Genomic DNA, 24,507 nt, shown 5'->3' with positions numbered 1-24,507 from the left:
CGCCACAACCGTGAACGAAGTTCGAGGCGTGACGCAGCGGCTAGAACTCCAGGGTGCTGGACAGGCTGACCTGACGCGCATCGCCCACCGCGACAAAGTTGCGGTTCACCGCTGAGCTGTAATAGGTGCGATCGAACAGGTTCTTCACGTTCAACTGCAAGCGCACCTTGTGCTCATCCAGGCGGGTTTCGTAGCTGGCGAAGGCATCGGCGACGGTGTAGCCCGGCAGCTCGAAATCATTCTCGGCGTTGCCCGCCCGCTCCCCGACATAGCGCGCCCCGGCGCCCAGGCGCAGGCGGTCACCACCGAACAGGCTGCCGGCGTCATACACCGCCGACAGCGAGCCGCTGTGGCGCGCCACGTTCTGCAGGCGATTGCCTTCGAGCGTAGGGTCCTGGGTGACGTCGGCATCGGTGAAGGCATAGTTGCCGATCAGGCTCCAACGCTCGCTCAATTGCCCGGTCAGGTCCAGCTCAAGGCCCCGCGAGCGCACTTCGCCGGCGTTGCTGTAGAGGGTGTCGCCGGTTACCGAGTCGAAATTGGCCACCAGCACGTTGCGCTTGCGGATATCGAACAGCGCCAGGGTACCGGTCAGCGCCCCCGGCATGTCGAGCTTGGCGCCCAGTTCCCAGGACTTGCCTTCCTCCGGCTCAACCCCCGAATCCAGCACCAGGCCGCCGGTCAGCGGGGCGATGCTGGAGTTGGGCTTGAATGACTCGGTGTAGCTGCCATAGAACGACAGTTGCTCATCGAGCTTGTACACCAGGCCCACACGCGGCACCCAGGCCTGGCCGTTGTTGTTGGTGTTGGCCTTGAACGGACGCCCGCGCCCGGCGATCTGGTCGTACATCTGGTAGCGCGCACCGGCGACCAGAATCCAGTGCGCGTCGAGGTGGATCGAATCCTGGAAGAACAGCGAGTCGCTGCGCAGCTTGTCGGTCTGCGCACTGTCGCTGTCGCGCACGCTGGTGCCCTCGACTTCGCGGCCATACACCGGGTTCAGGTAACTGAAGGTGCTCAGGCTGCTCTGGCGGATCAGATCAGCGCGGTAAACCTTGCGGTACTCGTTATCCAGGCCGAACAGCAGGTCATGCTGCATGCCCGCCAGTTGCACCTTGCCCTCAAGGCTGACAGTAGCGAAACGGTCGCTGCTGATGGCGCCATGAGTGCCGTCCATGCTCCGGGTCAGGGTACCGCGAGCGGCGTTGACGGCGGTCACTCGCACCTGGCTGGCGTCGTAGGTTTCGCGGTTGTAGCTCAAGCCGAAATGGGCTTTCCAGTCGTCCGCAAGCTGATGATCGACCTCCAGGCGGTAGAGGTCCGAGCGCCCTTGCATGTCGTTGAACGGCTCGTCCAGGCGCCGGGTGCTGGGGATGTCCAGTGGGTGGTTGGTGCGCGGGTCGATGGCCGTGCCGCGGTCGAACGGATAGAGAAACTCGCGGTGCTCGTAGGCCAGCAGCACCTGGGTGTCTTCGCCGAACCAGGCCAGCGACGGCGCCACCAGCGATTCGCGGTGGGTACCGAAGTTGCGCCAGTAGTCTTCGTCTTCATGGTCGAGCACCAGACGATAGGCGAAGTTGCTCTGGCCCAAGGCGCCGGTGCTGTCCAGGCCGCCGCCGCTGCCGTTCTTGCCGCTGCCATAGCTGGAGCCGCGCAGGTTCAGGGCGTTGTAGCGCTGCAGTTGTGGACGCTTGCTGACCACGTTGATCACCCCGCCCGGGTCCTGGATGCCATACAGCAATGAGGCCGGGCCCTTGAGCACTTCGACCCGCTCAGTGGTGGCATTGAGGCTGCGGCCCTGCACGATCGGCATGCCATCGCGCATGATCGAGCCGTCGCGGTTATCGCCAAAGCCGCGCTTCATTACCGTGTCCTGGGTGCCGCCAAAGTTGTTGCCCTGGGTCACCCCGCTGACATTGGCCAGGGCATCGTCGAGGTTGCGCGGGGCCTGGTCCTTGAGCACCTGGGCCGGCACTACGTTGATGGCCTGGGGCGTCTCCATGATCGAGGCCTGGCTGCGCATCACCGAGCTGTTTGGTGGCGGCTGGTAGCTGTAGTCGGTATCGGCTTGCGAGTTCACCGTGGTCGCGTCGAGCTTGAGCGCGGCACCGGCATCCAGCGGTTCGAGGGTCAGGGTGCGGGTATCGACGCGGCGAAAGGCGAAACCGGAGTTGCCCAGCAGTTGCTGCAGGGCCTGCTCGGCACTGAGGCTGCCCTGCAGGGGCGGGGCGTTGAGCGCCGGCAGGTCGCTGGTGTAGATCACGCTTTGCCCGGTCAGCCGGCTGAAGTCATTGAGCGCCTGCACCAGCGGCTTGCTCGGCTGGGCAAACACGTAGACCTGCTGCGCGGCAGCGGCGCCCAGGGGTAACGCGCTAGCCGCAGCCAGCGCCGAGACACTGAGCCAAATTGAAAAGCTACGCGCTGGCGAGAGGGTGAACTTCATGACCGGTAACCTGTGAAGGAGTGACGTTTATGCGAATGAATCGCACTTTCACTCACTACACGGTTGTCGTGCGAACTTACCTCATCAGTTTTCTGAAAATATTTTTCAGCGGATCAGGGTGACCCGCTCCAGCAAGGTATTGCGCTTGAAACCCAGCACCGCACCGAGCGAATCCAGCGCCGCCAGCGGCTGGTTGGCCGGGAAGCTACCGCTGACCTTGCGTTTGCCCAGGGCACTGTCGAGCAGGATGATGCGCCCCGGGTAGTAGCGCGCCAGGTCGTCGATCACTGTGCTCAGCGGCACTTGATAGTAATTGAGCCAGCCCTGGCGCCAGGCCAGGCGCGACTCGCTGTCCACCGTTTCGACGGCGCTGGCGGTGCCGTCGCGGTAGGCCACCTGCTGACCGCCGCCCAGCTGTTGCTGCAAGCGCCCGGGCTCGGCCGTCACCGCCACCCGGCCATCGAGCACGGTAACCCGCGCGCCGCCATTGTGCTTGCGCACCTCGAAGCGCGTGCCGAGTACCCGCGTCTCGCCTTTGGCCGCCTCGACCACGAACGGCTCGCCAGTGTGGGTGACATGAAAGAACGCCGCGCCGCGGCGGATCGTGACCTGGCGCTGACCCTCGCTGAAACTCACCGACACGGCGCTGCCGGCATCCAGGGTCATGTGCGAGTTGTCGGCCAGCACCACCTCCTCGACCTGCCCCGGCGCCGTGACGTAATCGGCTTGCAGATCATCCAGCCAGTAGGCCGGATGCCAGCCCGCCGCAGTGCCCAGGGCCAGCACCAGGCAGGCGGCTGCGGCGAAAGTGGCGATACGGCGCCAGGTACGCCCCACTGCCGGTTGCTGCATGGCGCGCAAATAACCTTGCAGGGCCTGGTCATCCTCGGCCGCCAACAGGCTCGCCGGCGCTTCGCTCACGCGCCACAACGCCTGGGCCTGGGCATAGGCGCGGCCATGGGCCGGGTGGGCAAGCAGCCAGCGCTTGAACTCGGCACGCTCGGCCAGTTGCGGTTGCTCGTTGATCCGGCTCAGCCAGCCCAGTGCGGCTTGATGCTGCGCGGCGGTGATGTCAGTCATGGTGCTTTCCCTGGCTTGCGCATGCTGGCTGGCGGCAGCGCAACACTCGCCTTGCACGCCTCCAGGGCGCGCATCATATGTTTTTCCACCGCACTCTGGGACAGGCCCATGGCCTTGGCAATCTCGGCGTACTTGCGCCCATGGATGCGGTTGAGCAGAAAGATCTGCCGGGTACGCTCGGGCAGTTCGCGCAGCGCCGCTTCGATGCGCTGCAGGTCGCTGTTCACCTCCAGGGCCACTTGCGGTGCGCTGACATGCTCGTCGGCCACCTGCAACTGCAGGCTGTCGTTGACCCGCTCGCGGGCGCCTTCGCTGCGCAGGTGATCGATGGCGATATTACCGGCGCAGCGCAGCAAGTAGGTATCGAGCGCCTCGACCTTGACCTGTGGGCGCCGCCAGAAGCGCAGGAACAACTCCTGGATCAGGTCCGAGGCCGTGGCCCGGCAGCCGATACGCCGGCTGACCAGGGCCTCCATCTGCGCCCGCTGGGCGAGAAATACCTGCACAAAACGCGCGCGCCCGCTGGCGCCGTCGGCGTCATTGGCACCTTCGCCAGGCAGATCGAGCGGCTCGTTGACCAACTTACAGCGAGGCCAGGGCAGTCAACGGTGCCAGCACCACGCTGGCCGCCGCCAAGCCCAGCAGCAGGCGCGGCTGGTAAGGCAGGAGGAACACCCAGAGGGTGACCCCGGCCATCATCACCGCGAACAGCTCGACCAGGCCCATGGCCCAGCCACTGTGGCGCACGGCCAGCAGCAACGCCAGAGCCAGCAGCACCCAGCCAGCAACCCGCAAGGCCTTGAGCCGCGCGCTGCTCGGCTTATGCCCGAGCAGGTCCTTGTAATGTTTCTCCATGGCCAGGCACAGGGCGGCAAAGCCGGCAAAAGCAAACAGGGCAATGGCCAGCATCAGTTCACCTCGCTTTCGATCAGCTTGCCGGGCGCAGCCTTGGGCGCACGCTTGGCCACCACCACCGGTGCCCGCCACATTTTGCCGGCAGCCCAGGCCAGGAACAGGCCGCTGACCAACGCGGTGAGGTCGAAACCAGCCATGGCCCAGTCGCCGACGGCGATCGAGTGGTTCAGGCCCTGGCCGGTGGTCAGGCCGTTGAGCAGCGGCAGGGCCGCCCACAGCAACGCCCCCAGGCCCAGTTGCTCGGCCCAGGCACGGCGGCCCGGGCGCAACATGGCGTGCAGCAGCGACAACGCCCAGAGCAGGAAGAAACTGTTGATCTCCCAGTCGGCACGCCCCTCAAGACCGATCGGCAGCAGGCGGTTGGCCCAGAAGAACGCCGCCACGCCGAGCAGCAAGCCGCTCATGCTGGCAATGTTCAGCACCTCGACCAGGCGCAGCTCGAACGGCTGGGTGCCGCTCTTGGCATGCTTGAGCTGACGCTTGCCCAGCCACATCACCAGGCCCGTACCGATCACCGCCGTGCCGGCCAGGCCGAAGAAGAAGTACAGCCAGCGCAACCAGGGCCCGGCGAAGACGCCCATGTGCAGGCCGTACATGCCACCGGAAATCAGCATCGGCGTGGCTTCGATCTGGCTGCCGCCCGCCAGCGTGCCGTTGACCCCGTCGAACAGCCAGCCACCGCCGCGCTGGTGCGCAATGCGATCACCGGCATGGCGCACGAAACGCACCCGGGCGTTCTGGTCGCCGGGGTTCTGTACCTCGACCCACGCAAGGTTCGCTCCCGGCGCCTGGGCCTGGACCTTGGCGTACAACTCCGGCAAAGGCAGCAACGGCGCCGGGGTGCCGGCGACCTTGACCTGGCTCTGCCCGCCGAACAGGTCGTTGAAAAAACCACGGGTATTGTCGCCATAGCTGGCAATGATGCTGGCCGGCATGACCATGGCCATGAAAATCACCAGGCTGCTGTAGCTGATCATCAGGTGAAACGGCAGCACCAGCACGCCAATGGCGTTATGCCCATCGAGCCAGGAACGCTGGCCCTTGCCCGGGCGGAAGGTGAAGAACTCCTTGAAGATCTTCTTGTGGGTAATGATCCCCGTCACCAGCCCCAGGAGCATGATGAACGCGGCAAAGGTCGACAGCCAGCGGCCCCAGGGGTGAGGCATCTCCAGCTGGAAATGGAAACGGTAGAAAAAATTGCCGCCCCGGGTCTCGCGCGCCTGCAGTTCGGCGCCGGTGGCAGGGTCGAGGGTTTTCTCGTTGAAGTCGCGGCGCCCGCCTCCAGGCTTGGGCCAACCGACGCTCAGGGCCGGCTCGCGGGCATTGGGCAACTGAATGAACCAGCTGCCCGCCGTCGGCGCATGCTCCTGCAGATAGCGCTGGGCCAGATCCAGGCTCGCGGCCGGGTCCAGCGCTCGGCGGGGGACTTCCGGCTGGGTCCAGTGGCTGATCTCTTCCTTGAAATAGGACATTGTCCCGGTCAGGAAAATCGCAAACAGCAACCAGCCGAAGATCAGCCCGGTCCAGGTATGCAGCCAGGCCATGGCCTGGCGAAAGCCTTCTTTCATGGGTTTTTCATCCAGTAGGCCAGACCGCTGATCATTGCCAGCACCAGGCTCGGCACCAGTACCCCCAGCCAGGCCTGCCTGGCGCTACGACAGGCGAAGCACCAGAGAAAGGCCACCAGGTAGAACAGGAACGACAGCATCATGCCGCTGATCACTGCCTCGGCACGGGGCACCGGCAACAGCATAGTGATGCAAACGCTGGCCATGGCTGCCAGCAGGTAGCCACCGAACACGGCAGCCAGGCTGCGGGAGGTCACGGCCAGGCGATAGCTGATGGGCAGCCCGGCGGCTTTGCTTTTCATGGCATCCATCCATTACGAGAAGCGCACAATAATAATGATTTATATTCTCATAAGCAAAGCCGCCAGCCAGACGGATCAGAACGACAGGTCGACGCCCATGGTGTAACGGCGGCCATCCAGTACGGTCTGGTAGTTGTCGTAGTCCACTTCCTTGTTGAAGACGTTGTACACACCGGCCAGCAGCTTGACGTTCTTGGTCACCCGGTAGGTGCCGCCGAAGTCGACGAAGGTGTACGACGGCGTGCCGTCGGACATGGTGCTGCGGCCCAGGTAGTCCGAGGTTTTGCCGCGGTAGTTCAGGCGCGCCCAGGTGCCCAGCTGGTCGGTGGCCTGCCAGTCGAGGGTGGCGTTGAACATGTGCCGTGGCATCTGGTTCAGGGCCTTGCCCTTCTGCGGGCCGCTCTTCTGCTCTGAGGCGGTGAAGGTGTAGTTGGTGGCCAGCGAGACGGTCTGGGTGATGTCCCAGTCCAGGGTCGCTTCAACGCCGCGCATCTGTGCTTCGTCAACGTTGACCCGGTCACTGATGAACTTGTACGAGGTGCCGCCGATCTGGCACTGGCCCGAGGCATTGCCGGTGCTGTCGGTGCAGCGGCGGGTCTCGGTGATCTTGTCCTTGAAGTCAGTGTTGAACAGGGTCAAGCCGGTGGAGAAACCTTCGAGGTTGTCCCAGATGAAGCCGATTTCCTGGCTCAGGCTCTTTTCCGGCTTGAGGCTGGAGTTGCCGACGATGATTGCCGGGTCGCCACCGCCACCGGTGATCTGGCCCCAGTCATCCACGGCGGCGCGGATGTCCGGTGAGCGATAACCGCTGGATACACCGCCCTTGATGGTCCACTGCTCGGTCGGGTGATAAACCCCGTACAGGCGTGGCGACCAGTGGGTGCCGTAGTTCTCGTCGCGGTCCATGCGCAGGCCGCCGGTCAGGGCGAAGGCTTCGGTCAGGCGCCACTCGTCTTCGGCAAACAGTGCCCACGACCAGCGGGTCAGCTGGTTGACGCTGGCCGCCGAGGCCAATTGGTTGCCCTCGTCGCTGAGGTCTTCGTATTTGTACTGGCCACCGAACGTGGTGATGTGCGAATCGCTGAAGAACGACACCTGCGAGTTGAGCACGGTGTTTTCCAGCTCCATGCGCCGGCCGGGGTTCTCGATTTTCTCGCGCTGCAGGTAGCTTTCGCTGGTGAGGCTGTCCCAGCGCCCGGAGTGGGTGATGGAGAAGTTGGTGCGGTCGTAGTCGTTGCGGCTGTCGGATCGGCTCGCCGAACGGCCTTTGTGCGAGTTGCGCTCCTGCTCGGACTTGCCCGCTTCCAGGGTGATGTCGTTATGTTCATCCGGGGTGAACGACAACTTGGCCGTGGCACTGTCGGTGCTCTGCTCGTTGAAGCCGTTGACGATGTGGTCTTCGTCACGGCGCGAACGCTGGCCGTACAGCTGCAGGCCGACCAGGTTGTCGACCAGCGGCCCGGAAATGAAGGCGTTGGTGCTGTTGTAGTTACCGGAGTCGGAACGATCCTGGAAGGTCGCTTCGGTGCGGATGCCGCCGTACCACTGGGGGGTGACCTTGCGGGTGATGATGTTGATCACCCCGCCCATGGCGTCGGAGCCATACAGCGACGACATCGGCCCGCGCACCACTTCGATACGCTCGATGGCTTCCAGCGGCGGCATCCAGCCCTGCTCGATACCGGCGCCGTCACTGTTCGGGCGGGTAGCCCGCGAGTCCTGGCGTTTGCCGTCGACCAGCATCAGGGTGTACTTGGAGGCCATGCCGCGAATGCTGATGTCGCTGGAGCTGGCGCCGCCGGTGACCACCACGCCCGGCACATCGCGCAGGGCATCGGTAACGTCACGGTAGGACTTGTTCTCGATCTGCTCGCGGGTAATGACCGAAATCGATGCCGGTGCATCCTTGATCTGCTGGGAGAAACCCGACGCGGTCACCACCATGTTGTCCAGCTCCAGCGGCTGAGTCTGGGCGCTGGCGTGCGCGGTATACAGCGAGCAGAGGGTGAGCGCGAGGCAGGATTTGCTGAAAGTCGGGGACACGAGGACCTCTCCCTGAGAAATGTAAAGGTTGCGTAAATTCATCAAGGGAGCGAATGCTAGTTATTCTCAAATGAGAGTAAAGCGTATTTACGTTTTTTACATTTTCCCGATCCTCTGCTACGCCCGTCAGTCAGGTGCGGATTGCCGAGTAGTGGCACCTTTTACTACAATGCGAACAATTCTTATTCTGTTGCGCATCCCGGCGCCGGAGTGTTCACGGTGCCCAGCGCTTCCTCTTCCTCGCTCGAAGGCCTCTACCTCGACCATCACAACTGGCTGACCGGCTGGTTGCGCCGGCGTCTGGGCTGCCCCGACAGCGCTGCGGACCTGGCCCAGGACACCTTCACGCGCCTGCTCCAGGCTCGCGAAACGCCGCTGCTGAACGAGCCGCGGGCGTTCCTCACCACCGTGGCCAAGCGGGTGTTGTGCAATCACTACCGCCGCCAGGACCTGGAGCGCGCCTACCTCCAGGCGCTGGCGCAATTGCCCGAAGCACTGGCGCCGTCGGAAGAACACCGGGCAATCATTTTCGAAACCCTGCTGGAGCTCGACCGCCTGCTCGACGGCCTGCCATTGGCGGTCAAGCGCGCCTTCCTGATGGCCCAAGTCGATGGCCTGAGCTACAGCGAGATCGCTGCGCAACTGGGTATCTCCCTGGCCACGGTCAAGCGCCACCTGAACAAGGCGGCCATGCGCTGTTACTTCGCCCTGTGAACAGCCACCAGGAATTTTCCCCGCAGGTGGCCGAACAGGCCGTGCACTGGCTGATCGAGATGCAGGGCGGCGCCCTCGATGCGCGTCAGCAACAGGCCATGCAGCAATGGTTGCAGGCCGACGACAACCACCGGCGCGCCTGGGAGCATATTCAGCGGGTCAACCAGCGTCTGCGCGGGCTGTCGTCACCCCTGGCCCACGCCGCCTTGCAGGCGCCCCGCTCGGCCAGCCGCCGTCGGGCGCTGAAAACCCTGTTGATCCTCGGGGTCGGCAGCGCCAGCGGCCTGGCCTTGCAGCAGCACAACCGGTTGCCGACATTGCTCGCCGATTACCGTAGCCCGGTCGGTGAGCGCCGGCGCCTGGCGCTGGACGACGGCAGCCTGCTGCAACTGAACACCCGCAGCGCCGCCGATGTGCGTTTCGATACCAGCCAGCGCCTGGTGCGCCTGCTGGAAGGTGAACTGCAACTGACCGTGGCCGGCGATACACGACCGTTGCAACTGCGCAGCGACCACGGCCTGCTGAACCTGAGCAATGGCCGCTACAACTTGCGTCAGTTTGCCGGGTACAGCCAGTTGGCGGTATTCGAAGGCAGCGCCAGCCTGGCCGGCAATCGCCTGGGTGGCGGTCAGCAAGCGCGTTTCAACGGCCCGCAATGGCAGGCCAGCCAGGCCCTGGACAGCAATGCCGGAGCCTGGGTCGACGGCATGCTGGTGGCTGCGCACATGCCCCTTGGGGCGTTTCTCGACGAGCTCGGCCGCTACCGCCGCGGCCAGCTCAACTGCGCGCCAGAGGTGGCCAACTTGCTGATCTCCGGCAGTTATCCAGTGGCCGACAGCGAGCGCATTCTCGACCTGCTCGAGGTGGCGTTACCGGTGCGCGTGCGGCGTTTTACCCGCTACTGGGTGACGGTCGAAGCGCGCGCCTGAAAGTTTTTCCCACTGACCTGAGCCGTTTTCAATTCTCGCGTGACAGAGAAGGCAGAACCCTTTGCTTCGACCTTCTCAAGGACCTCCTGCATGCCCCTTCGACCGAGTCCACTTGCCCAGGCCCTGCTGCTGGGTGCCAGCCTGAGTTTCAGCGCCGTTGCCGCCCAGGCAGCAGAGGCCCCGGCGCGCACTTATCAGATCGCCCCGACCACGCTGGAAAACGCCCTGAACCAGTTCGGCCGGGAAAGCGGTGTGCTGATCTCGTTTGGCTCGCAGCTCACCAGTGGCGTGCACAGCCCCGGCCTGCAAGGCCAGTACAGCCCGCAGCAGGGCCTCGATGCGTTGTTGCAAGGCACTGGCCTGCAAGCCCGTGCCGAAGGTGACAACGCCTTCAGCCTGCAACCGCTCGCCGCAGCCAGTGCGCCGGTCGAGCTCGGCGCCTCTACCGTGGTCGGCGACTGGCTGGGCGCAGCGCAACAGGACAACGTCTTCGAACATGCCGGCGCCCGCGATGTGATCCGCCGCGAAGAATTCGAACGCAGCGGCGCCACCACCGCGCGCGAAGTGCTCAACCGCATCCCCGGGGTCAACGCCCCGGAAAACAACGGCACCGGCAGCCACGACATGGCGCTGAACTTCGGTATTCGCGGGCTCAACCCACGCCTGGCCTCGCGCTCGACGGTGCTGATGGACGGCATCCCGGTGCCTTTCGCGCCCTATGGCCAGCCGCAGCTGTCGTTCGCCCCGCTCAGCATGGGCAACATGGACGCCGTGGACGTGGTGCGCGGCGGCGGTGCGGTGCGCTATGGCCCGCAGAACGTCGGCGGCATCGTCAACTTCGTGACCCGGGCGATTCCCGACGAGCCGACGGTGAAAGCCGGTTTGCAGACCCAGACCAGCCCGTCGTCCAGCCATGATGGCTTCAAGACCAGCGCCAACCTGCTCGCTGGCGGCACCAACGCCAACGGCCTGGGCGGCGCCCTGCTCTACTCCGGCAGCCGCGGCGGCGACTGGCGCGAGCACAGCGATACGCAGATCGACGACCTGATCCTCAAGGGCAAATACCAGCTCGACGAAGCCAACAGCCTGCACGCCATGGCCCAGTACTACGAAGGCGAAGCGCAGATGCCCGGCGGCCTGAGCGTTGCCGACTACGATGCCGACCCGTACCAGTCGACCCGCCTGAAGGACAAGTTCTGGGGCCGCCGGACGATGTTCAACTTCGGCTACGACTACAAGGAAGACGCCCGCCAGTTCAGCGTCAACAGCTTCTTCACCAAGACCCTGCGCAGCGGCTACCTGGACCAGGGCAGCTTCGTCTCGCTGTCACCGCGCGAGTACTGGGTACGCGGCATCGAAACGCGTTTCTCCCAAGGCTTTGCCCTCGGCGAGAGCTGGCATGAAGTGGGCGTCGGCTACCGTTACATCAACGAAGCCGGCCATGAACTGCGCTACCGCGAACCGATCGCCGCCAACCAGCTGCCGACCACCGTCAGCCGCAACGACCGCGACACCCGTGGCAGCACCGAAGCCCACGCGATTTTCCTCGATGACCGCATCGACATCGGCCAGTGGACCATCACCCCGGGTATCCGCTACGAAATGATCGACTGCGCGCAGTCCAACAAGCTCAACGGCCAGCGCTACCAGGGCGACTACAACACCGTCCTGCCGGCGCTCAACGTCATGTATCACCTGACTGACAGCTGGAACCTGTACGCCAACACCGAAGGCTCGTTCGGCAGCGTGCAATACAGCCAGATGCCCAACCGGGTCAGCAGCGGCGAAGTGAAACCGGAAAAAGCCCGTACCTGGGAGCTGGGTACCCGCTATGACAACGGCAACCTGCAGGCCGAAATCGGCGCCTTTTTGATCAACTTCGACAACCAGTACGAAAGCAACCAGACCAACGATTCGGTAATCGCCCGCGGCGAAACCCGCCACCAGGGCATCGAGACCAGCGTCAAGTACGCCCTCGAAGGCCTGAACCCGGCGCTGGCAGGTTTCGACGTGTACGCCACCTACGCCTTTGTCGATGCGAAAATCCGCGAAGATGGGCCGAACAAGGGCAATCGTGTACCCTTCTCGTCGCGCCACAAAGGCACCCTCGGCATTGGCTACACCGAGGGCCAATGGAAGCTCAACCTCGACAGCACCTACCAGAGCGACCAGTTCGCCGACAACGCCAACACCTCGGCCGAAAGCGCCGACGGCAGCACCGGACGCATCCCCGGCTACATGCTGTTCAGCAGCCGCGCGGCCTATGAGTTCGGCCCGCAACTGGCGAACCTCAACGTCGCCGTGGGGGTGAAGAATATCTTCAATCACCAGTACTACACCCGCTCGTTCGACGACAACAACAAGGGCAAGTACGTGGGTGAACCCCGTACGGTATACCTGCAGACCTCCGTCGCGTTCTGATCCAGCGCATGCAAAAGCCCGGCCGCCGCCGGGCTTTTTGCTACAAGATATTTTTATTTCAAAAGGGCTTGAATTGTTCGGCCAAGTGCCTGACCTTGTAGTCAAGAGGCGATGGTTCTCACAGGCCGCAAAGGCCCCATCGATTCTCTTGCGAGCTAGCTGAATAAGGGATTGAACTATGCAAATCCAAGTCAATAGCGACAACCATATTCAAGGCAACATCCGGCTGGAAGAGTGGGTCCGCAGCACGGTAGAAAGCACGCTCGAACGATTTGACGAAGACCTCACCCGCATCGAGGTCCACCTGCGCGACGAGAATGGCGACAAGCCAGGTCCGCACGACAAACGCTGCCAGATGGAGGCACGCCCAAAAGGCCATCAACCGATTTCCGTAAGCCACAAATCCGCATCCCTCGACCAGGCTGTCGAAGGCGCCGCAATCAAACTGAACCACGCCCTGGAACACTTCTACGGCAAACTGCGCAGCAAACGCGCAGTCACCCAGCAAAGCGCTGACGGCGCCCAGAATGACGGGCTGTTGCAGGAAGAGTTTCTCGAGAACGAGCAAGCTCGCATCAACTGAACAAGCAGCAACGCAGACGGTAAAAAAGGCGAGCCCATGGGGCTCGCTTTTTTATGCTCAGGTTTTTGAAAGCTTGATCAGGCCGACACCGATAAACAGCCAGGCTGAACCAATGATGATCAGCCAGGAAGCAATCAACAAGCGTCGGCGAAGCCGCGGCTGAAAAGGTGCGCAAGTCCTCTGCATCCATCATTCCCAGGCGGATGCAAAGCTTTGGATAAAGCATTGCACCGCAAATCGTGCTGAGCAGATAGCAGCGTGATTTCAACCTTGTGGTCCCCCAAAACGGTATCTGCTGCTTGAGCCAGAGGCTGTTTGGAAGGCTGGCAATGATGAGGTCGAAGTCACGGCTTCGGGCGATGTAGGTTTCCATGGCTACGCCAGATAAGCTGATCACAAAGGGCGCAAAACCGAAAGCGATCGCAACGCTAGGCGGCCAAGTGTTGATATCAATCATGTTTCACCTCATAAATCTTGTCTCCTAGCCATTCTCCAAATGATCCGCCGCCGCTCCCCCTGCAAGTGATCCCCCTCCACTAGGACGATCCCACATACCGCCAGACCAATCCCGCCGGCAGCCGCAGCGGCGACGCCACACACTGCTACAGCTGTCTTCCTCCCCAATAAGCACCAGCGGCACCACCCGCCAGCCCCCAGAAAAACTCCCCGCCTCAGTAAATCGAATCTTTTTACATTCCTCCGTCTCCCCCGCTCTACACACTTCCTGCACTTTGAGAACGGACGCGCCACCACCTAGTGCAATGCCGACATCCCCCCGTGTTTAAGGTATTTCGCTGTCCTGGATACCTGTTCCAGGTGCGTGGCATAACCGGGGATCTCACCCGGCGCACCGGCACGGCTCCAGTGGTGAACCAGGCTTTTGGTCGAGATGCCGAGGTCTCGACGCAGGCTGTCGTAACTGCCCTGGTTCAACGGCTTGTTGAGAAACGCCGTCTTCAACTGGGCATCCAGCTGGCGGTATAGCTGTTGGCGAGAGGCGAAAAACTGCGGGCTGTTCAGATGCCCGTAGGTACTGAACGAACGCTGATGCAGCTGCTCAAGCGCGCGCAAGCTGGCTTCAACCTGGCGTAAGCCATGACCGAGCATGTCCTTGCCGACGCCCATCGACTGGCTGGCACTGCTGAACAAGCCGGCGATCTCGCCCTGGTAGCGGACCATGAAGTTGGCTTCTTCTTCGTCCAGCGGCGCCAGTGCCTCGCGCACCTGGGCGGCAGCAGCCATCAGTTGGGCTTCCTCGCGTGTGCAACTGGTGCCATTGTCGGGATCGCCGATGACGAACAGTTCACCGGCCTTGAAACCTTCGGCGAAGGTAGGGGTGAGCCGCTGCAGCCGGGCGCTCAGGTAGCGGCTTTCGCCGCCAAGGTGCGCCAGCACCTGCTGACCCGACATGCTGCGTGGCACTACATGGAAGCCCGGCTCCAGCGTGCCCGGCGCGCCGGACATGGCCGAAGCGGGGTTAGCCGTGGCGACGGGGGCGGATCTGGGTGTCGACGCAGGCGGGCTGAAGGCCTGGCGAGCCGGCTCGGCAAATCCGCCCGATGCCGGCACCGCTCTGCTGCTCACACCCTCCGAAGGTGCCACCAGCCGATTGCTCCCGGCCGGGCAGCCGCAGTCAATCTGCGCACCGTCAACGGCAATCGGCAGCCCGTTAATGGTCCAGCCGTCATACCCTTCGGCAATCTTGCCGGCCTGGCCGCATGGCGGACACGGCGTGGTGGCATCGCCCAGGCGCAGATTGCCCACCCCGTTCTGCAGGTGACTGGACTGGCTGCTGAGGCAGGTCGCCCCGCTGGTGGTCGGGTCGCCATGCTGCCCGGCGCCGCGACCACTGAGGTTCAGGCGATAGACCATGTGCAGATTCCTTGGGCAAATGGAGCCCGGAACCTAGCACGGCAAAGGTGGCCTTCTGCCCCAGCAGAAGCAATTCAGAAACATCCCACTCGGTCGTAGGATTTAGCTGTCAGATTTTGAAAATTAATATGGGAAAAATCTGTGGGAGCGGGCTTGCCCCGCGATGCAATGTGACGGGTAAATCGTAATCGAGGTTCAAGTCGAGGCCTTGCACCGCCGCGCCCACAGTCTAAGCAGACCGATGAATTAACCTGAACCAACCCTCCCCCACCCGGTCAATCACTGCATGTCTTTGCCAGGTGAAGCACCATGATCAACCCCTTCGAACAGATCAACGACGCTTTTAGCCCCGAGTACCGGGTCAACCTGAGTATCGAGCGGCTCGACGGCAGCATCATGCTGACCCTCTCCAACGACACCGGCATCGTCGCCAAACGGCTGATCAGCCCGGCCCAGCGCAACGACCCGCAGCGCCTGCAGCGCTTGATCGAGAGCGTCCAGTTCGGTCTCGCCATCGAACAGGGTCATAACACTGTGGAGGTACTTGCGGCCATGAACGAAGATCGTGCTTTTTTGCGAAACATCTCGCGTTAAAACTCACAATTGGCAGAAGTGATTTTAGTTATTACCTTTAAAACCCTCAAATACCGCAGCCATATGTCTGTCAGCGGTGCGCGAGCGGATGCGTTTCTCAAACTCCGATATAGATTTACCCAGCGCCGTAGATCGCTCAGATTGCTTTCTGTTTTCACTAAAGCTATACATAAGTTCACCAGAGAAAGGCTTACGCCCAACAAATCTTTTCTCTAGCTCCTTAACCAACTCTTCGCCTCCTACGTTTTCGGCTATTTTTTTCAGCGAGTCAACCAGTGGCTCTTTCCACGGCTGCATATCATAAAAAGGTACTTTTCCACAGCGTGATAAGAACTCACTGAATGACTGATCACCGCTGCTCATACCGGAACCCATACCTGCATGGGTGAGGCACATGAAATCTTCAAATATAGCCGAAGGGAGAGTATTGACAACAACTATATTAACGAGACGCCCCCCTTCCCCATTGACCTCTTTCTCGAGCGTCAGGTCACCGGTGACAGAGTCTGCAAAAAAAATCTGGAATTTGGAGTATAAAGCTGGAAGATCAAAAAATTCATCCTGTGTAAGAAGCATTTCTTCCAATACCTTAGGCAGCATACTCCTGATACGTTCATCCAACTGGCGAAGCACAATCACAAAGTGAGCGCTTCTATAATCCTTTATGTCTTCACTCAACGTGTTAGCAACAAAAACCTGCGTTGCCGTTACCCCCACATCCGAGCTAATATAAGCAAGGTGGTAAACGCCGCCTTTATCAATAGCAACATTGTAACCATCAAACAATTTTTCCAGCTCTGCTTCAAAACGGCTTCTAACTATACTCTCGCCGGCTTGATCAGTGGGAAGGTAGCCTATAGCACCATCACCAAAACCAAGCCGATTCGCAACTACCGTCTTGAACCCTATCTGCCCCAGCATTTCGACACGTCGTTCAAGTTCCTCACCCGGCCCCACTAAAATATCCATTTCCTCTATTAGCACTACCTCCTGCTTCGGAAACTGGTGCTTTTCGCAGAGCGCTACGAGCGCTGCTTCCAGTTCATGAACAGGCAAGATACCTACCGGCGCAATGACAAAGACAGGTTCATGCAATGCACCAATCCCCTGAAACGTTCCTTGCAGAGATATATTTCTTGGTGGGTGATAATTTTTTTCGTATTCAATCGTGCAAAGGGGAATTACCGTTACACGACAACCAACACCCACTGCTATATTTGCAATTTTATTACCTAACGCATGATCCCCCCGCCCTTCGTGATAGGGATTGAGCAGCACCACATCGCGTCCCTTGAGCGTATCCCCTGAAAAGCAATCAATGTCTTTGATACTTCCCAGCTTCGCAGAAGCTACAATATTCGAGGCAGATAAATGACCTATCGGCATATTCTTTAACGTTCTTTTCCAGTGAACCCAACTGGTCGCAGCTTATCTTAGGTCGCTGCCAACACCTTGTAGGGAAATTCGGGAACACTCCTAAACCAAATCTCAATACAACCTAGATTTTTCATATGACTCATGAAGAAACTGGCCGACCACGCTTTGCACGTAAGTTGGCCATCTCCTAGAGAATTACTTGAACCGCTTATTTTGCTTCCTCGATCTCCTTGCCACTAGCATCGATGGCCTTGGTCGACGGGTAGCGGTACGAGGCGTAGCGCACCACCAGGATCGAGAACGCCAGCAACAGGATGCCGCCGCACACGTAGAGCAAACCGGGGTCCGGTGCCTTGTGGTGCGACACGTCGCCAATCAGCAGGCGGGTCAGTGCGGTGATCGCTACATAGAGCAGGAAGCGGATCGGCATGTGGTTGGTCTTGAAGTAGATCCCCACCATGGCGCCGAGCTCGAGGTAGATGAACAGCAGCAGGATGTCGTCGACGCTGACGCCCTTGCCGAGCATCTCGATGAAGGTGACCACCGCCGCGTAGGCGGTGATGCCACCGATGCCGAACAGGGCCAGGTAATGGAACGCCTCGACGCACAGGTTGCCCAGCGAGTCGGCCGAGCCATGCAGGCTCTTGCGCAGTTTGTCAGCCCAATTGATGCTCACGATACGGTTTCCTTGATACGGCTGGAAGGATGATGCGCCAGGCGCATGACGCTTTGTCTGCATGCAGTAAAAAGGCCAGGCCCCCTGTTTGAGAAGGCGACCGATTGCCGCAAGGCACAGCCATCGCTGGCTGTGCCCCTATCCTTTCAGTTCGCGGTTACCGAAGCGTGTTTACTCCAGGGCCGAGGCCGGGCCGAAGAACTCGTAGCGGCTCTGCTGCTCCGGTACTCCCAGGCCCTTGAGGTGGCGCTTGATGCTGGCCATGAAAGCTTTTGGCCCAAGGAAGTAGGCGTCCACATCACGCTCCTGCGGCAGCCACTGGCCGAGCTGATCGGCGCTGAGCAGGCCCACGGCGTCCGCCGGCTGGCTGACGCCATCGTCTTCGGCATAGCAGTAGAAGCGCTTGAGCTGCGGGTGGCGCGCCGCCAGTTCATCGACCCAGTCGCGGAAGGCGTGCACCGCGCCGTTGCGCGCGCAGTGAATGAAGTGCACCAGGCGACCGCTTTCCAGCGCCGCTTCGAGCATCGGCAGGGTCGGGGTGATACCCACCCCGCCGCTGATCAGCACCAATGGCTTGGCGCTCTCGCTCAGGGTGAACTCGCCCGATGGCGGGAACAGGTTGATGCTGTCGCCTACCGCGAACTGCTCGTGCAGGTAGTTGGAGACCTTGCCGCCGGCTTCGCGCTTGACACTGATGCGGTACTGGCCGGCATCGCTCAGGGCCGACAGCGAATAGTTGCGGCGCTGTTCGACACCGTCGATGACCAGTTGCAGGCCAATGTACTGGCCGGGCTCGGCCTGCAGGATCGCACCGCCATCAACCGGAGCGAAGTAGAACGAGACGATCTCGCTGCTCTCCTCGACCCGCTCGACCAGCTTGAACGCGCGCGCACCACGCCAGCCACCCGGGGCAGCAGCTTTTTGCGCATAGACCTCGCCTTCCGCGCCGATGAGGATATCGGCCAGTTGCTGATAGGCCGCGCCCCAGGCCGCGATCACTTCGGGGGTGGCAATTTCCTTGCCGAGGACTTCTTCGATGGCGCGCAGCAGGCAACTACCGACGATCGGGTAGTGCTCTGGAAGGATCTGCAAGGCCACATGCTTGTTGATGATCTGGCCGACCAGGCCGCCCAGTTGTTCGAGCTGGTCGATGTGCCGGGCGTACATCAATACGCCATTGGCCAGGGCCCGTGGCTGGTCGCCGCTGGCCTGGTGCGCCTGGTTGAACAGCGGGCGCACTTGGGGGTACTCGCTGAGCATCAGTTTGTAGAAATGGGTGGTCAGCGCTTCACCGCCGCTTTCCAGCAAGGGTACGGTGGCTTTGACGATTGCACGATCCTGGGCATTGAGCATGGATGACTCCTGAGCCTGTGGCTTCTTGATGAATGCCTTGGTTATTACAGCTTTCGTGCCAACTATTTAATCGTTACAAATCAATAAGTTATAAATAAACGAGTCATAAAGACCGCTTCTGCGATATAGTCATTTTGACCCACAGGAGTCTTTATGACCGCAAAATCCCTGCTCACCGCCTTGCTCCCGCTGGTCAGCGACCTGTCCCGCGAACTGCCCGAACGCGAGCGCTACCGGCGCCTGCTCGAAGCCATGCGCAGCTTGCTGCCGTGCGACGCCGCCGCGCTGCTGCGCCTGGACGGCGAGTGGCTGGTGCCGCTGGCGGTGGACGGCTTGAGCACCGATACCCTCGGGCGGCGCTTCAAGGTCGATGAGCATCCTCGCTTTGCGGCCATCCTCAGCCGCGAAGAACCAACCCGCTTTGCCAGTGACAGCGAGCTGCCCGACCCGTACGACGGCCTGGTCGAAGGCCTGCACCAGCAGCTTGAGGTGCACGACTGCATGGGCTGCCCGCTGTTTGTCGACGAACGGCCCTGGGGCCTGATCACCCTCGATGCGCTGGACCCGGAGCAGTTCCAGCAGGTCGAGCTCGATGCCTTGCAAGCCTTTGCCAGCCTGGCGGCGGCCACGGTCAACGTCGCCGAGCGCATTGAACACCTGGCCTTGCGTGCAGAAGATGAGCACCAGCGCGCCGAGGTGTACCGCCAGGCCAGCGGTCAGCAGCACAAGGAACTGATCGGCCAGAGCAAGGCGCACAAGCGCCTGCTGGAAGAAATCCGCCTGGTCGGCAGTAGCGACCTGACGGTGTTGATCACCGGCGAAACCGGGGTGGGCAAGGAGTTGGTGGCCCAGGCCATCCATCAAGCCTCAAGCCGCGCCGAGCGGCCGATGATCAGCCTCAACTGCGCGGCGCTGCCCGACACCCTGGTCGAGAGCGAGCTGTTCGGTCATGTCCGTGGTGCCTTTACCGGTGCAGTGGGCGAGCGGCGCGGCAAGTTCGAGCTGGCCAATGGCGGTACGTTGTTTCTCGATGAAGTCGGCGAGTTGTCGCTGAGCGTGCAGGCCAAGCTGCTGCGCGTGCTGCAAAGCGGCCAGCTGCAGCGCCTGGGCTCGGACCAGGAGCACCGCGTCGATGTGCGCCTGATCGCCGCGACCAACCGCGACCTGGCCGAAGAAGTACGCGCCGGGCGTTACCGCGCCGACTTCTACCATCGCCTGAGCGTGTACCCGCTGCTGGTGCCGCCGCTGCGTGAGCGCGGCCGCGATGTGCTGCTGCTCAGCGGCTACTTTCTGGAGCAGAACCGCTCGCGCATGGGCCTGGGCAGCCTGCGCCTGAGCCCCGAAGCCCAGGCCGCGCTGATTGCCTACAACTGGCCGGGGAACGTGCGCGAGCTGGAACACCTGATCGGCCGCTCGGCGCTCAAGGCGCTGGGACAGCACCCGCAACGGCCGAAGATCCTCACTCTGGATGCCGGTGACCTTGATTTACGCCCTATCGAGTCGATCCCCACACAAGCCGAAACAACTTTGCCAACGCAAGCACCGCTACCCGCCGGCGACCTGCGCCAGGCCCTGGATGACTACCAGCGCCAGCTGATCCAGGCCTGCCTGGAGCGCCACCAGCACAACTGGGCCAGCACTGCCCGCGAGCTGGGCCTGGACCGGGCCAATCTCAGTCGCCTGGCGCGGCGCTTGGGTCTACGCTGATTTGACCGAGTGATTAAAGCCACGGGCTGCCGGGTCGATAACCTGGCATCTCCCCCTATTACTCTGCCCTGAAGGTGCCTATGGCGTCGCAAAATGCCCGCGCGGACTCGCTGTCGCTGCTGCTGTTTACCCTGCGCAGCGGCAAGCTGATGGCGATCAACCTGCTCAAGGTCAGTGAAATCATCCCATGCCCGCCGCTGACCAAGCTGCCGGAATCACACCCCCACGTCAAAGGCGTGGCCACCCTGCGCGGCAACTCGCTGTCGGTCATCGACCTGTCCCGGGCCATCGGCGAACGACCGCTGGAAGACCCCAACGGCGGCTGCCTGATCGTCACCGACATCAGCCGCTCCAAGCAGGGCCTGCATGTGCAGGCGGTGAGCAAGATCGTCCATTGCCTGAGCACCGACATCAAGCCGCCGCCGTATGGCTCGGGCAGCAAATCGTTCATCACTGGCGTGACCCGGGTCGACAACACCCTGGTGCAGGTGCTGGATATCGAGAAGGTCATCCACGGTATCGCCCCGCCGCCGCCCGAGGTAGCGACCTCCGAGCTCAATGCCGAAGACGCCGCGGTGCTGGCCGCCGCCAACATCCTGGTGGTCGATGACAGCCAGGTGGCGCTGCAACAGTCGGTGCACACCCTGCGCAACCTCGGCATCGAGTGCCACACCGCACGCAGCGCCAAGGATGCGATCAAAACCCTGCTGGAGCTGCAAGGCACCGAGCGCGAGATCAACGTGGTGGTGTCGGACATCGAAATGTCCGAGATGGACGGCTTCGCCTTCACTCGTACCCTGCGCGAAACCCCGGACTTCAAGCACCTCTATGTGCTGCTGCATACCTCGCTGGACAGCGCCATGAACAGCGACAAAGCCAAGGATGCCGGGGCCAATGCGGTGCTGACCAAGTTCTCCTCGCCGGAACTGACCGACTGCCTGATCGTCGCCGCCCGCACCGTAGCCTTCGAAGAACGCTGAAATACAGCCGGAAGGGACTGCGCTTGAATGTGTCTGAGGCTCAGGCACAATTGTGCGCACATTTTTGCGAGTACCCGCCCATGAAAGCCCTCCTCTTCACCCTGCTCGGCGGCGCTGTGTTCAGCGCTGGCGCCCAGGCTTCCAGCAGCCAGGCCTGGAGCGAGCATGAACGGCAGGTACTGAAAAGCTGCATCGCCGCCAGCCAGCTCAAACAAGTCAAAGCCCTGGGCAAAGCGGCCGAGTTCGACGACCGCGTCGGTTACAGCGCCCTGATGCTCGAAGGCCGCTACCCGCAAAAACACATGAACAATCGCAAGGGCACCGAGCTGTGCCTGTTCGATAAAAAGCGCCAGGCGGCCTTTGTCACCGAATGGGCGCCTGGCCAACCGTGAACAGCACCTGCGCAACCGATATCCGTTTCGACTGCACTGGCTGTGGCAAATGCTGCAGCGGGCATCATGTGCCCCTGACCCTGAGCGAGGCCCGGCAATGGGCTGGCGCTGGTGGCCAGGTCATCGTCCTGATCGAAGCCTTCCTCGCCAACGGCCTGGGCCTGCCGGCCGAACAACGCGAGCACGCCATGCGCCGCTCATGGCCGGTGCCCTGCGGCAGCAGCGAGGCCTGGGTGACCATCACCTTCGCCGCCTTCAACCCCGGTCGCTGCCGCAATCTGGACGCCGACAACCGCTGCGGCATCTACGAAACCCGCCCGCTGGTATGCCGCATCTATCCGATGGAAATCAACCCGCACATTCCGCTGCGCGCCGAAGCCAAGGACTGCCCGAGCGAAGCCTGGCAAAGCGGCCCGGCGCTGATTCATGGTGAGCAACTGGTTGATCGGCGCCTGGCTGAACTGATCGAGCGCTCGCGCCAGGCTGACCGCGATGATATCCGCGCCAAGGTTGCCATCTGCCAGGCCCTGGGCATCGATGTCAGCGCGCTCAAGGGCAATGGCTTTACCGCTTACCTGCCCGACACCAGCGCGCTGGCCCAGGCCCTGCAGCAGCCGCTGCTCGACCAGCCCATCGCGCCCTGGAGCCTGCATGTGCTCGACCCGGCCTTGAGCGCCGAGCTTGAGGCCTGCGGTGCGCAGGTACGCAGCGAACCGGGCGTGTACTACAGCTTCATCGGTTTCTGAATCGCCCTACTGGCAGCGCCGCCAGAATTCATCCGCCAGGCGGCGCAGATCTTGCGCCAGCCCGGCCACGTCGGTGGCGCTCAGGTGGCTCTGCTGGCCAACCTGCACCGTGGCTTCGCTGGCCTGGCGGATGCTGATGATATTGCGGTTGATGTTCTCGCTGACCTGGCTTTGCTGCTCTACTGCCGCGGCAATCTGCAGGCTCATTTCGCTGATCTGGTTGACCCGCAGGCTGATGCCGTCCAGGGCACTGGCGGCGCGCTGGGCCTGCTCGACGCTATGCCCGGCATGTTCGCTGCTCTGCTGCATGACCTGCACCGCTTCGCGCGCGCCATTTTGCAGGGCGCTGATCATCCGCTGGATTTCATGGGTCGACTGCGCGGTGCGCTGGGCCAGGCCGCGCACCTCGTCGGCGACCACGGCAAAACCGCGGCCCTGATCACCGGCCCGGGCGGCTTCGATGGCGGCGTTGAGGGCCAGCAGGTTGGTTTGCTCGGCAATGCCGCGAATCACCTCCAGCACCCCGGTGATCTCGCTGCTGTGGCTCTCCAGATTGTGGATAACTTCGGTGGCTGAATTCAGCGAATTGGCCAGGTTCTGGATGGCGCTGCGGTTGAGGTCAACCAGTTGATGCCCGGCCTGGGTTTCACCCTCGGCCTGATCGGCGGCCTGGGAAGCTTGCTGAGCGCTGCTGGCGACCTGAGCGACACTGGCGGCCATCTGGTTGATCGCGGTGGCCACCTGATCGGCTTCGCTTTGTTGTTCCAGGCTGTTGCTGTGGCTGCTTTGCAGCGACTGGGCAAGATTGCCGGTATGCCCGGCCAGGCGCCGCGAAGTGTCGCCGATCCGCCCGACCACTGCGCCCAATTGGCCCTTGAGCATGCGCAGGGCGAAGTCGATCTGGCCGATGCCGTCACGCCGGCCGGTGTACAACTGCTGGCTCAGCGGATTGTCGGCGATGGCCTGGGCCTGAACGCGCAAACGTTCCAGCGGGCGCAGGGCGAAAAAGATCAGCAAAGCCGCCAGGCCGCTGGCCAGGATCAGCTCCAGCGCACCTTGCCAAGGCAGGGCCGGTAACAGCAGGCGGCTGAAGGCAAACACCGCCGCCAGTGCCAGCGTTACCCCGGCCCACAGTTGCCAGCCCAATCCGACCACCGGCAAACGCTGCCACCAGCGCAGCGGCCCACTGCGCATCTGCGCGTAGCGACGCTCGGCGGCTTCGACCTGCTCGGCACTGGGCTTGGTCCGCACCGACTGATACTCCACGGCCTGGCCGTTGCTGGAGATAGGCGTGACGAAGGCGCTGACCCAATAGTGATCACCGTTCTTGCAGCGGTTCTTCACCAGGCCCATCCACGAGCGGCCGCTCTTGAGCGTCTGCCACATCTGCGCGAAGGCCTGGGACGGCATGTCCGGGTGGCGGACGATATGGTGGGCGCTGCCTATCAGCTCGTCGCGGGTAAAGCCACTGACCTTGACGAAGTCGTCATTGGCGTAGGTGATCTGGCTGGTCAGGTCAGTGGTGGAAAGGATATTGGCGTCACCGGGATAATCCACATTGCGACCGGTCACAGGCAAATTGCTCTTCATCGGAGGCACTCGTTTTTGTCGGGGAGAATCGGCAGGGCGTACGACTTTAGTGGCAATTTTTTGCCCAATGTTGATCCAGCGCAGGATATTGGCACTTGGCCACCATCGGACTGAAATACACAGAATCTGCTGTGTTGGCAGGTCGGGCCTCATCGCGGGTCAAGCCCGCTCCCACAATGGAGCGGTGTACGCCAAACCTGTCAGCGCTGTCAGTTAGCGGTC

General features: G+C 62.2%; 22 protein-coding genes and 1 pseudogene. 9 read left to right on the top strand and 14 right to left on the bottom strand.

Translation table 11 applies throughout. From position 1 onward, the window contains the following. Positions 1 to 40 precede the first annotated feature (40 nt). The 7 genes from F8N82_RS01835 to F8N82_RS01805 all read right to left on the bottom strand — a co-directional run bounded on the left by F8N82_RS01835 (position 41) and on the right by F8N82_RS01805 (position 8,351). Positions 41 to 2,443, bottom strand: a complete 2,403-nt coding sequence (locus F8N82_RS01835; RefSeq protein WP_038998780.1) for a TonB-dependent siderophore receptor — start codon at positions 2,441 to 2,443, stop codon at positions 41 to 43. A gap of 105 nt (positions 2,444 to 2,548) precedes the next feature. After that, positions 2,549 to 3,523 carry a FecR family protein gene (locus tag F8N82_RS01830; protein WP_038998779.1) on the bottom strand — a complete coding sequence of 325 codons (975 nt, stop codon included), beginning with the start codon at positions 3,521 to 3,523 and terminating at the stop codon, positions 2,549 to 2,551. Continuing rightward, a complete protein-coding gene (locus F8N82_RS01825; RefSeq protein WP_052251630.1) occupies positions 3,520 to 4,104 on the bottom strand; it encodes an RNA polymerase sigma factor in 585 nt (194 codons plus the stop codon). The genes F8N82_RS01830 and F8N82_RS01825 overlap by 4 nt, the downstream gene beginning before the upstream one ends. A 1-nt stretch (position 4,105) precedes the next feature. Then, complete coding sequence (locus tag F8N82_RS01820) at positions 4,106 to 4,432, bottom strand: DUF3325 domain-containing protein (RefSeq protein ID WP_038998778.1); 327 nt, start codon at positions 4,430 to 4,432, stop codon at positions 4,106 to 4,108. Next, a complete protein-coding gene (locus F8N82_RS01815; RefSeq protein WP_038998777.1) occupies positions 4,432 to 6,006 on the bottom strand; it encodes a PepSY-associated TM helix domain-containing protein in 1,575 nt (524 codons plus the stop codon). Before F8N82_RS01815 ends, F8N82_RS01820 begins: the two co-directional genes overlap by 1 nt. Then, positions 6,003 to 6,308, bottom strand: coding sequence for a DUF3649 domain-containing protein (locus F8N82_RS01810; RefSeq protein WP_038998776.1), 306 nt, complete (start codon positions 6,306 to 6,308; stop codon positions 6,003 to 6,005). Before F8N82_RS01810 ends, F8N82_RS01815 begins: the two co-directional genes overlap by 4 nt. Positions 6,309 to 6,383: 75 nt before the next feature. Continuing rightward, a complete protein-coding gene (locus F8N82_RS01805) occupies positions 6,384 to 8,351 on the bottom strand; it encodes a ligand-gated channel protein (protein ID WP_038998775.1) in 1,968 nt (655 codons plus the stop codon). Between the two features lie 219 nt (positions 8,352 to 8,570). Between F8N82_RS01805 and F8N82_RS01800 the strand changes: the two genes are divergently transcribed. The 4 genes from F8N82_RS01800 to F8N82_RS01785 all read left to right on the top strand — a co-directional run bounded on the left by F8N82_RS01800 (position 8,571) and on the right by F8N82_RS01785 (position 12,998). Beyond that, entirely contained in the window at positions 8,571 to 9,065 is a 495-nt protein-coding gene (locus F8N82_RS01800) for a sigma-70 family RNA polymerase sigma factor (protein ID WP_038998774.1), read from the top strand. A gap of 59 nt (positions 9,066 to 9,124) precedes the next feature. Beyond that, complete coding sequence (locus tag F8N82_RS01795) at positions 9,125 to 9,994, top strand: FecR domain-containing protein (protein WP_235376899.1); 870 nt, start codon at positions 9,125 to 9,127, stop codon at positions 9,992 to 9,994. A gap of 90 nt (positions 9,995 to 10,084) precedes the next feature. Then, entirely contained in the window at positions 10,085 to 12,415 is a 2,331-nt protein-coding gene (gene fecA, locus F8N82_RS01790; protein ID WP_038998771.1) for a TonB-dependent Fe(3+) dicitrate receptor FecA, read from the top strand. A 178-nt stretch (positions 12,416 to 12,593) separates the two neighbouring features. After that, a complete protein-coding gene (locus F8N82_RS01785; RefSeq protein WP_038998770.1) occupies positions 12,594 to 12,998 on the top strand; it encodes an HPF/RaiA family ribosome-associated protein in 405 nt (134 codons plus the stop codon). On the opposite strand, the gene F8N82_RS01780 is transcribed toward F8N82_RS01785, so the two are convergent. Both F8N82_RS01780 and F8N82_RS01775 read right to left on the bottom strand, forming a co-directional pair. Next, complete coding sequence (locus tag F8N82_RS01780; protein ID WP_038998769.1) at positions 12,991 to 13,455, bottom strand: hypothetical protein; 465 nt, start codon at positions 13,453 to 13,455, stop codon at positions 12,991 to 12,993. The genes F8N82_RS01785 and F8N82_RS01780 overlap by 8 nt on opposite strands. Before the next feature lie 296 nt (positions 13,456 to 13,751). Further along, complete coding sequence (locus F8N82_RS01775; protein ID WP_318196206.1) at positions 13,752 to 14,870, bottom strand: PAAR domain-containing protein; 1,119 nt, start codon at positions 14,868 to 14,870, stop codon at positions 13,752 to 13,754. A gap of 309 nt (positions 14,871 to 15,179) precedes the next feature. Here F8N82_RS01775 and F8N82_RS01770 point away from each other — a divergent pair, with 309 nt between their 5' ends. Next, positions 15,180 to 15,464: a DUF3509 domain-containing protein gene (locus F8N82_RS01770; RefSeq protein ID WP_038998768.1), complete on the top strand. Its 285-nt coding sequence runs from the start codon at positions 15,180 to 15,182 to the stop codon at positions 15,462 to 15,464. A 24-nt stretch (positions 15,465 to 15,488) separates the two neighbouring features. Here the strand turns inward: F8N82_RS01770 and F8N82_RS01765 are convergent, their stop codons facing one another. From F8N82_RS01765 to hmpA, 3 genes are all read right to left on the bottom strand, one after another. Next, positions 15,489 to 16,850 carry a hypothetical protein gene (locus F8N82_RS01765; RefSeq protein ID WP_157771879.1) on the bottom strand — a complete coding sequence of 454 codons (1,362 nt, stop codon included), beginning with the start codon at positions 16,848 to 16,850 and terminating at the stop codon, positions 15,489 to 15,491. A 199-nt stretch (positions 16,851 to 17,049) separates the two neighbouring features. Next, positions 17,050 to 17,517: a phosphate-starvation-inducible protein PsiE gene (locus tag F8N82_RS01760; protein WP_038998766.1), complete on the bottom strand. Its 468-nt coding sequence runs from the start codon at positions 17,515 to 17,517 to the stop codon at positions 17,050 to 17,052. A gap of 171 nt (positions 17,518 to 17,688) precedes the next feature. Next, positions 17,689 to 18,870 carry an NO-inducible flavohemoprotein gene (gene hmpA / locus F8N82_RS01755; RefSeq protein ID WP_038998765.1) on the bottom strand — a complete coding sequence of 394 codons (1,182 nt, stop codon included), beginning with the start codon at positions 18,868 to 18,870 and terminating at the stop codon, positions 17,689 to 17,691. 153 nt (positions 18,871 to 19,023) lie between these two features. Between hmpA and norR the strand changes: the two genes are divergently transcribed. The 4 genes from norR (at position 19,024) to F8N82_RS01735 (ending at position 22,695) form a co-directional block, all read left to right on the top strand. After that, on the top strand, positions 19,024 to 20,577 hold the full coding sequence (norR, locus tag F8N82_RS01750) for a nitric oxide reductase transcriptional regulator NorR (protein ID WP_038998763.1): 1,554 nt from the start codon (positions 19,024 to 19,026) through the stop codon (positions 20,575 to 20,577). Between the two features lie 80 nt (positions 20,578 to 20,657). After that, positions 20,658 to 21,557, top strand: coding sequence for a chemotaxis protein (locus tag F8N82_RS01745; RefSeq protein WP_038998762.1), 900 nt, complete (start codon positions 20,658 to 20,660; stop codon positions 21,555 to 21,557). An 80-nt stretch (positions 21,558 to 21,637) separates the two neighbouring features. Continuing rightward, on the top strand, positions 21,638 to 21,949 hold the full coding sequence (locus F8N82_RS01740) for a hypothetical protein (RefSeq protein WP_038998761.1): 312 nt from the start codon (positions 21,638 to 21,640) through the stop codon (positions 21,947 to 21,949). Next, the gene (locus tag F8N82_RS01735) at positions 21,928 to 22,695 is read left to right on the top strand and encodes a YkgJ family cysteine cluster protein (RefSeq protein ID WP_052251628.1); all 768 of its coding nucleotides are present in this window, start codon (positions 21,928 to 21,930) and stop codon (positions 22,693 to 22,695) included. Before F8N82_RS01740 ends, F8N82_RS01735 begins: the two co-directional genes overlap by 22 nt. 6 nt (positions 22,696 to 22,701) lie before the next feature. Here the strand turns inward: F8N82_RS01735 and F8N82_RS01730 are convergent, their stop codons facing one another. Both F8N82_RS01730 and F8N82_RS27480 read right to left on the bottom strand, forming a co-directional pair. Beyond that, entirely contained in the window at positions 22,702 to 23,745 is a 1,044-nt protein-coding gene (locus tag F8N82_RS01730) for a methyl-accepting chemotaxis protein (protein WP_371857257.1), read from the bottom strand. A gap of 258 nt (positions 23,746 to 24,003) precedes the next feature. Beyond that, positions 24,004 to 24,285: pseudogene (locus F8N82_RS27480) on the bottom strand (PAS domain-containing protein); the annotation flags it as partial. Between the last annotated feature and the right edge of the window lie 222 nt (positions 24,286 to 24,507).

It is taken from the genome of Pseudomonas fluorescens (assembly GCF_902497775.2).
In the GTDB taxonomy this organism is placed as follows: domain Bacteria; phylum Pseudomonadota; class Gammaproteobacteria; order Pseudomonadales; family Pseudomonadaceae; genus Aquipseudomonas; species Aquipseudomonas putida_F.
The sequence above is the reverse complement of the archived record's forward strand: the minus strand, read 5'-3'. Positions and strand labels throughout refer to the sequence as shown.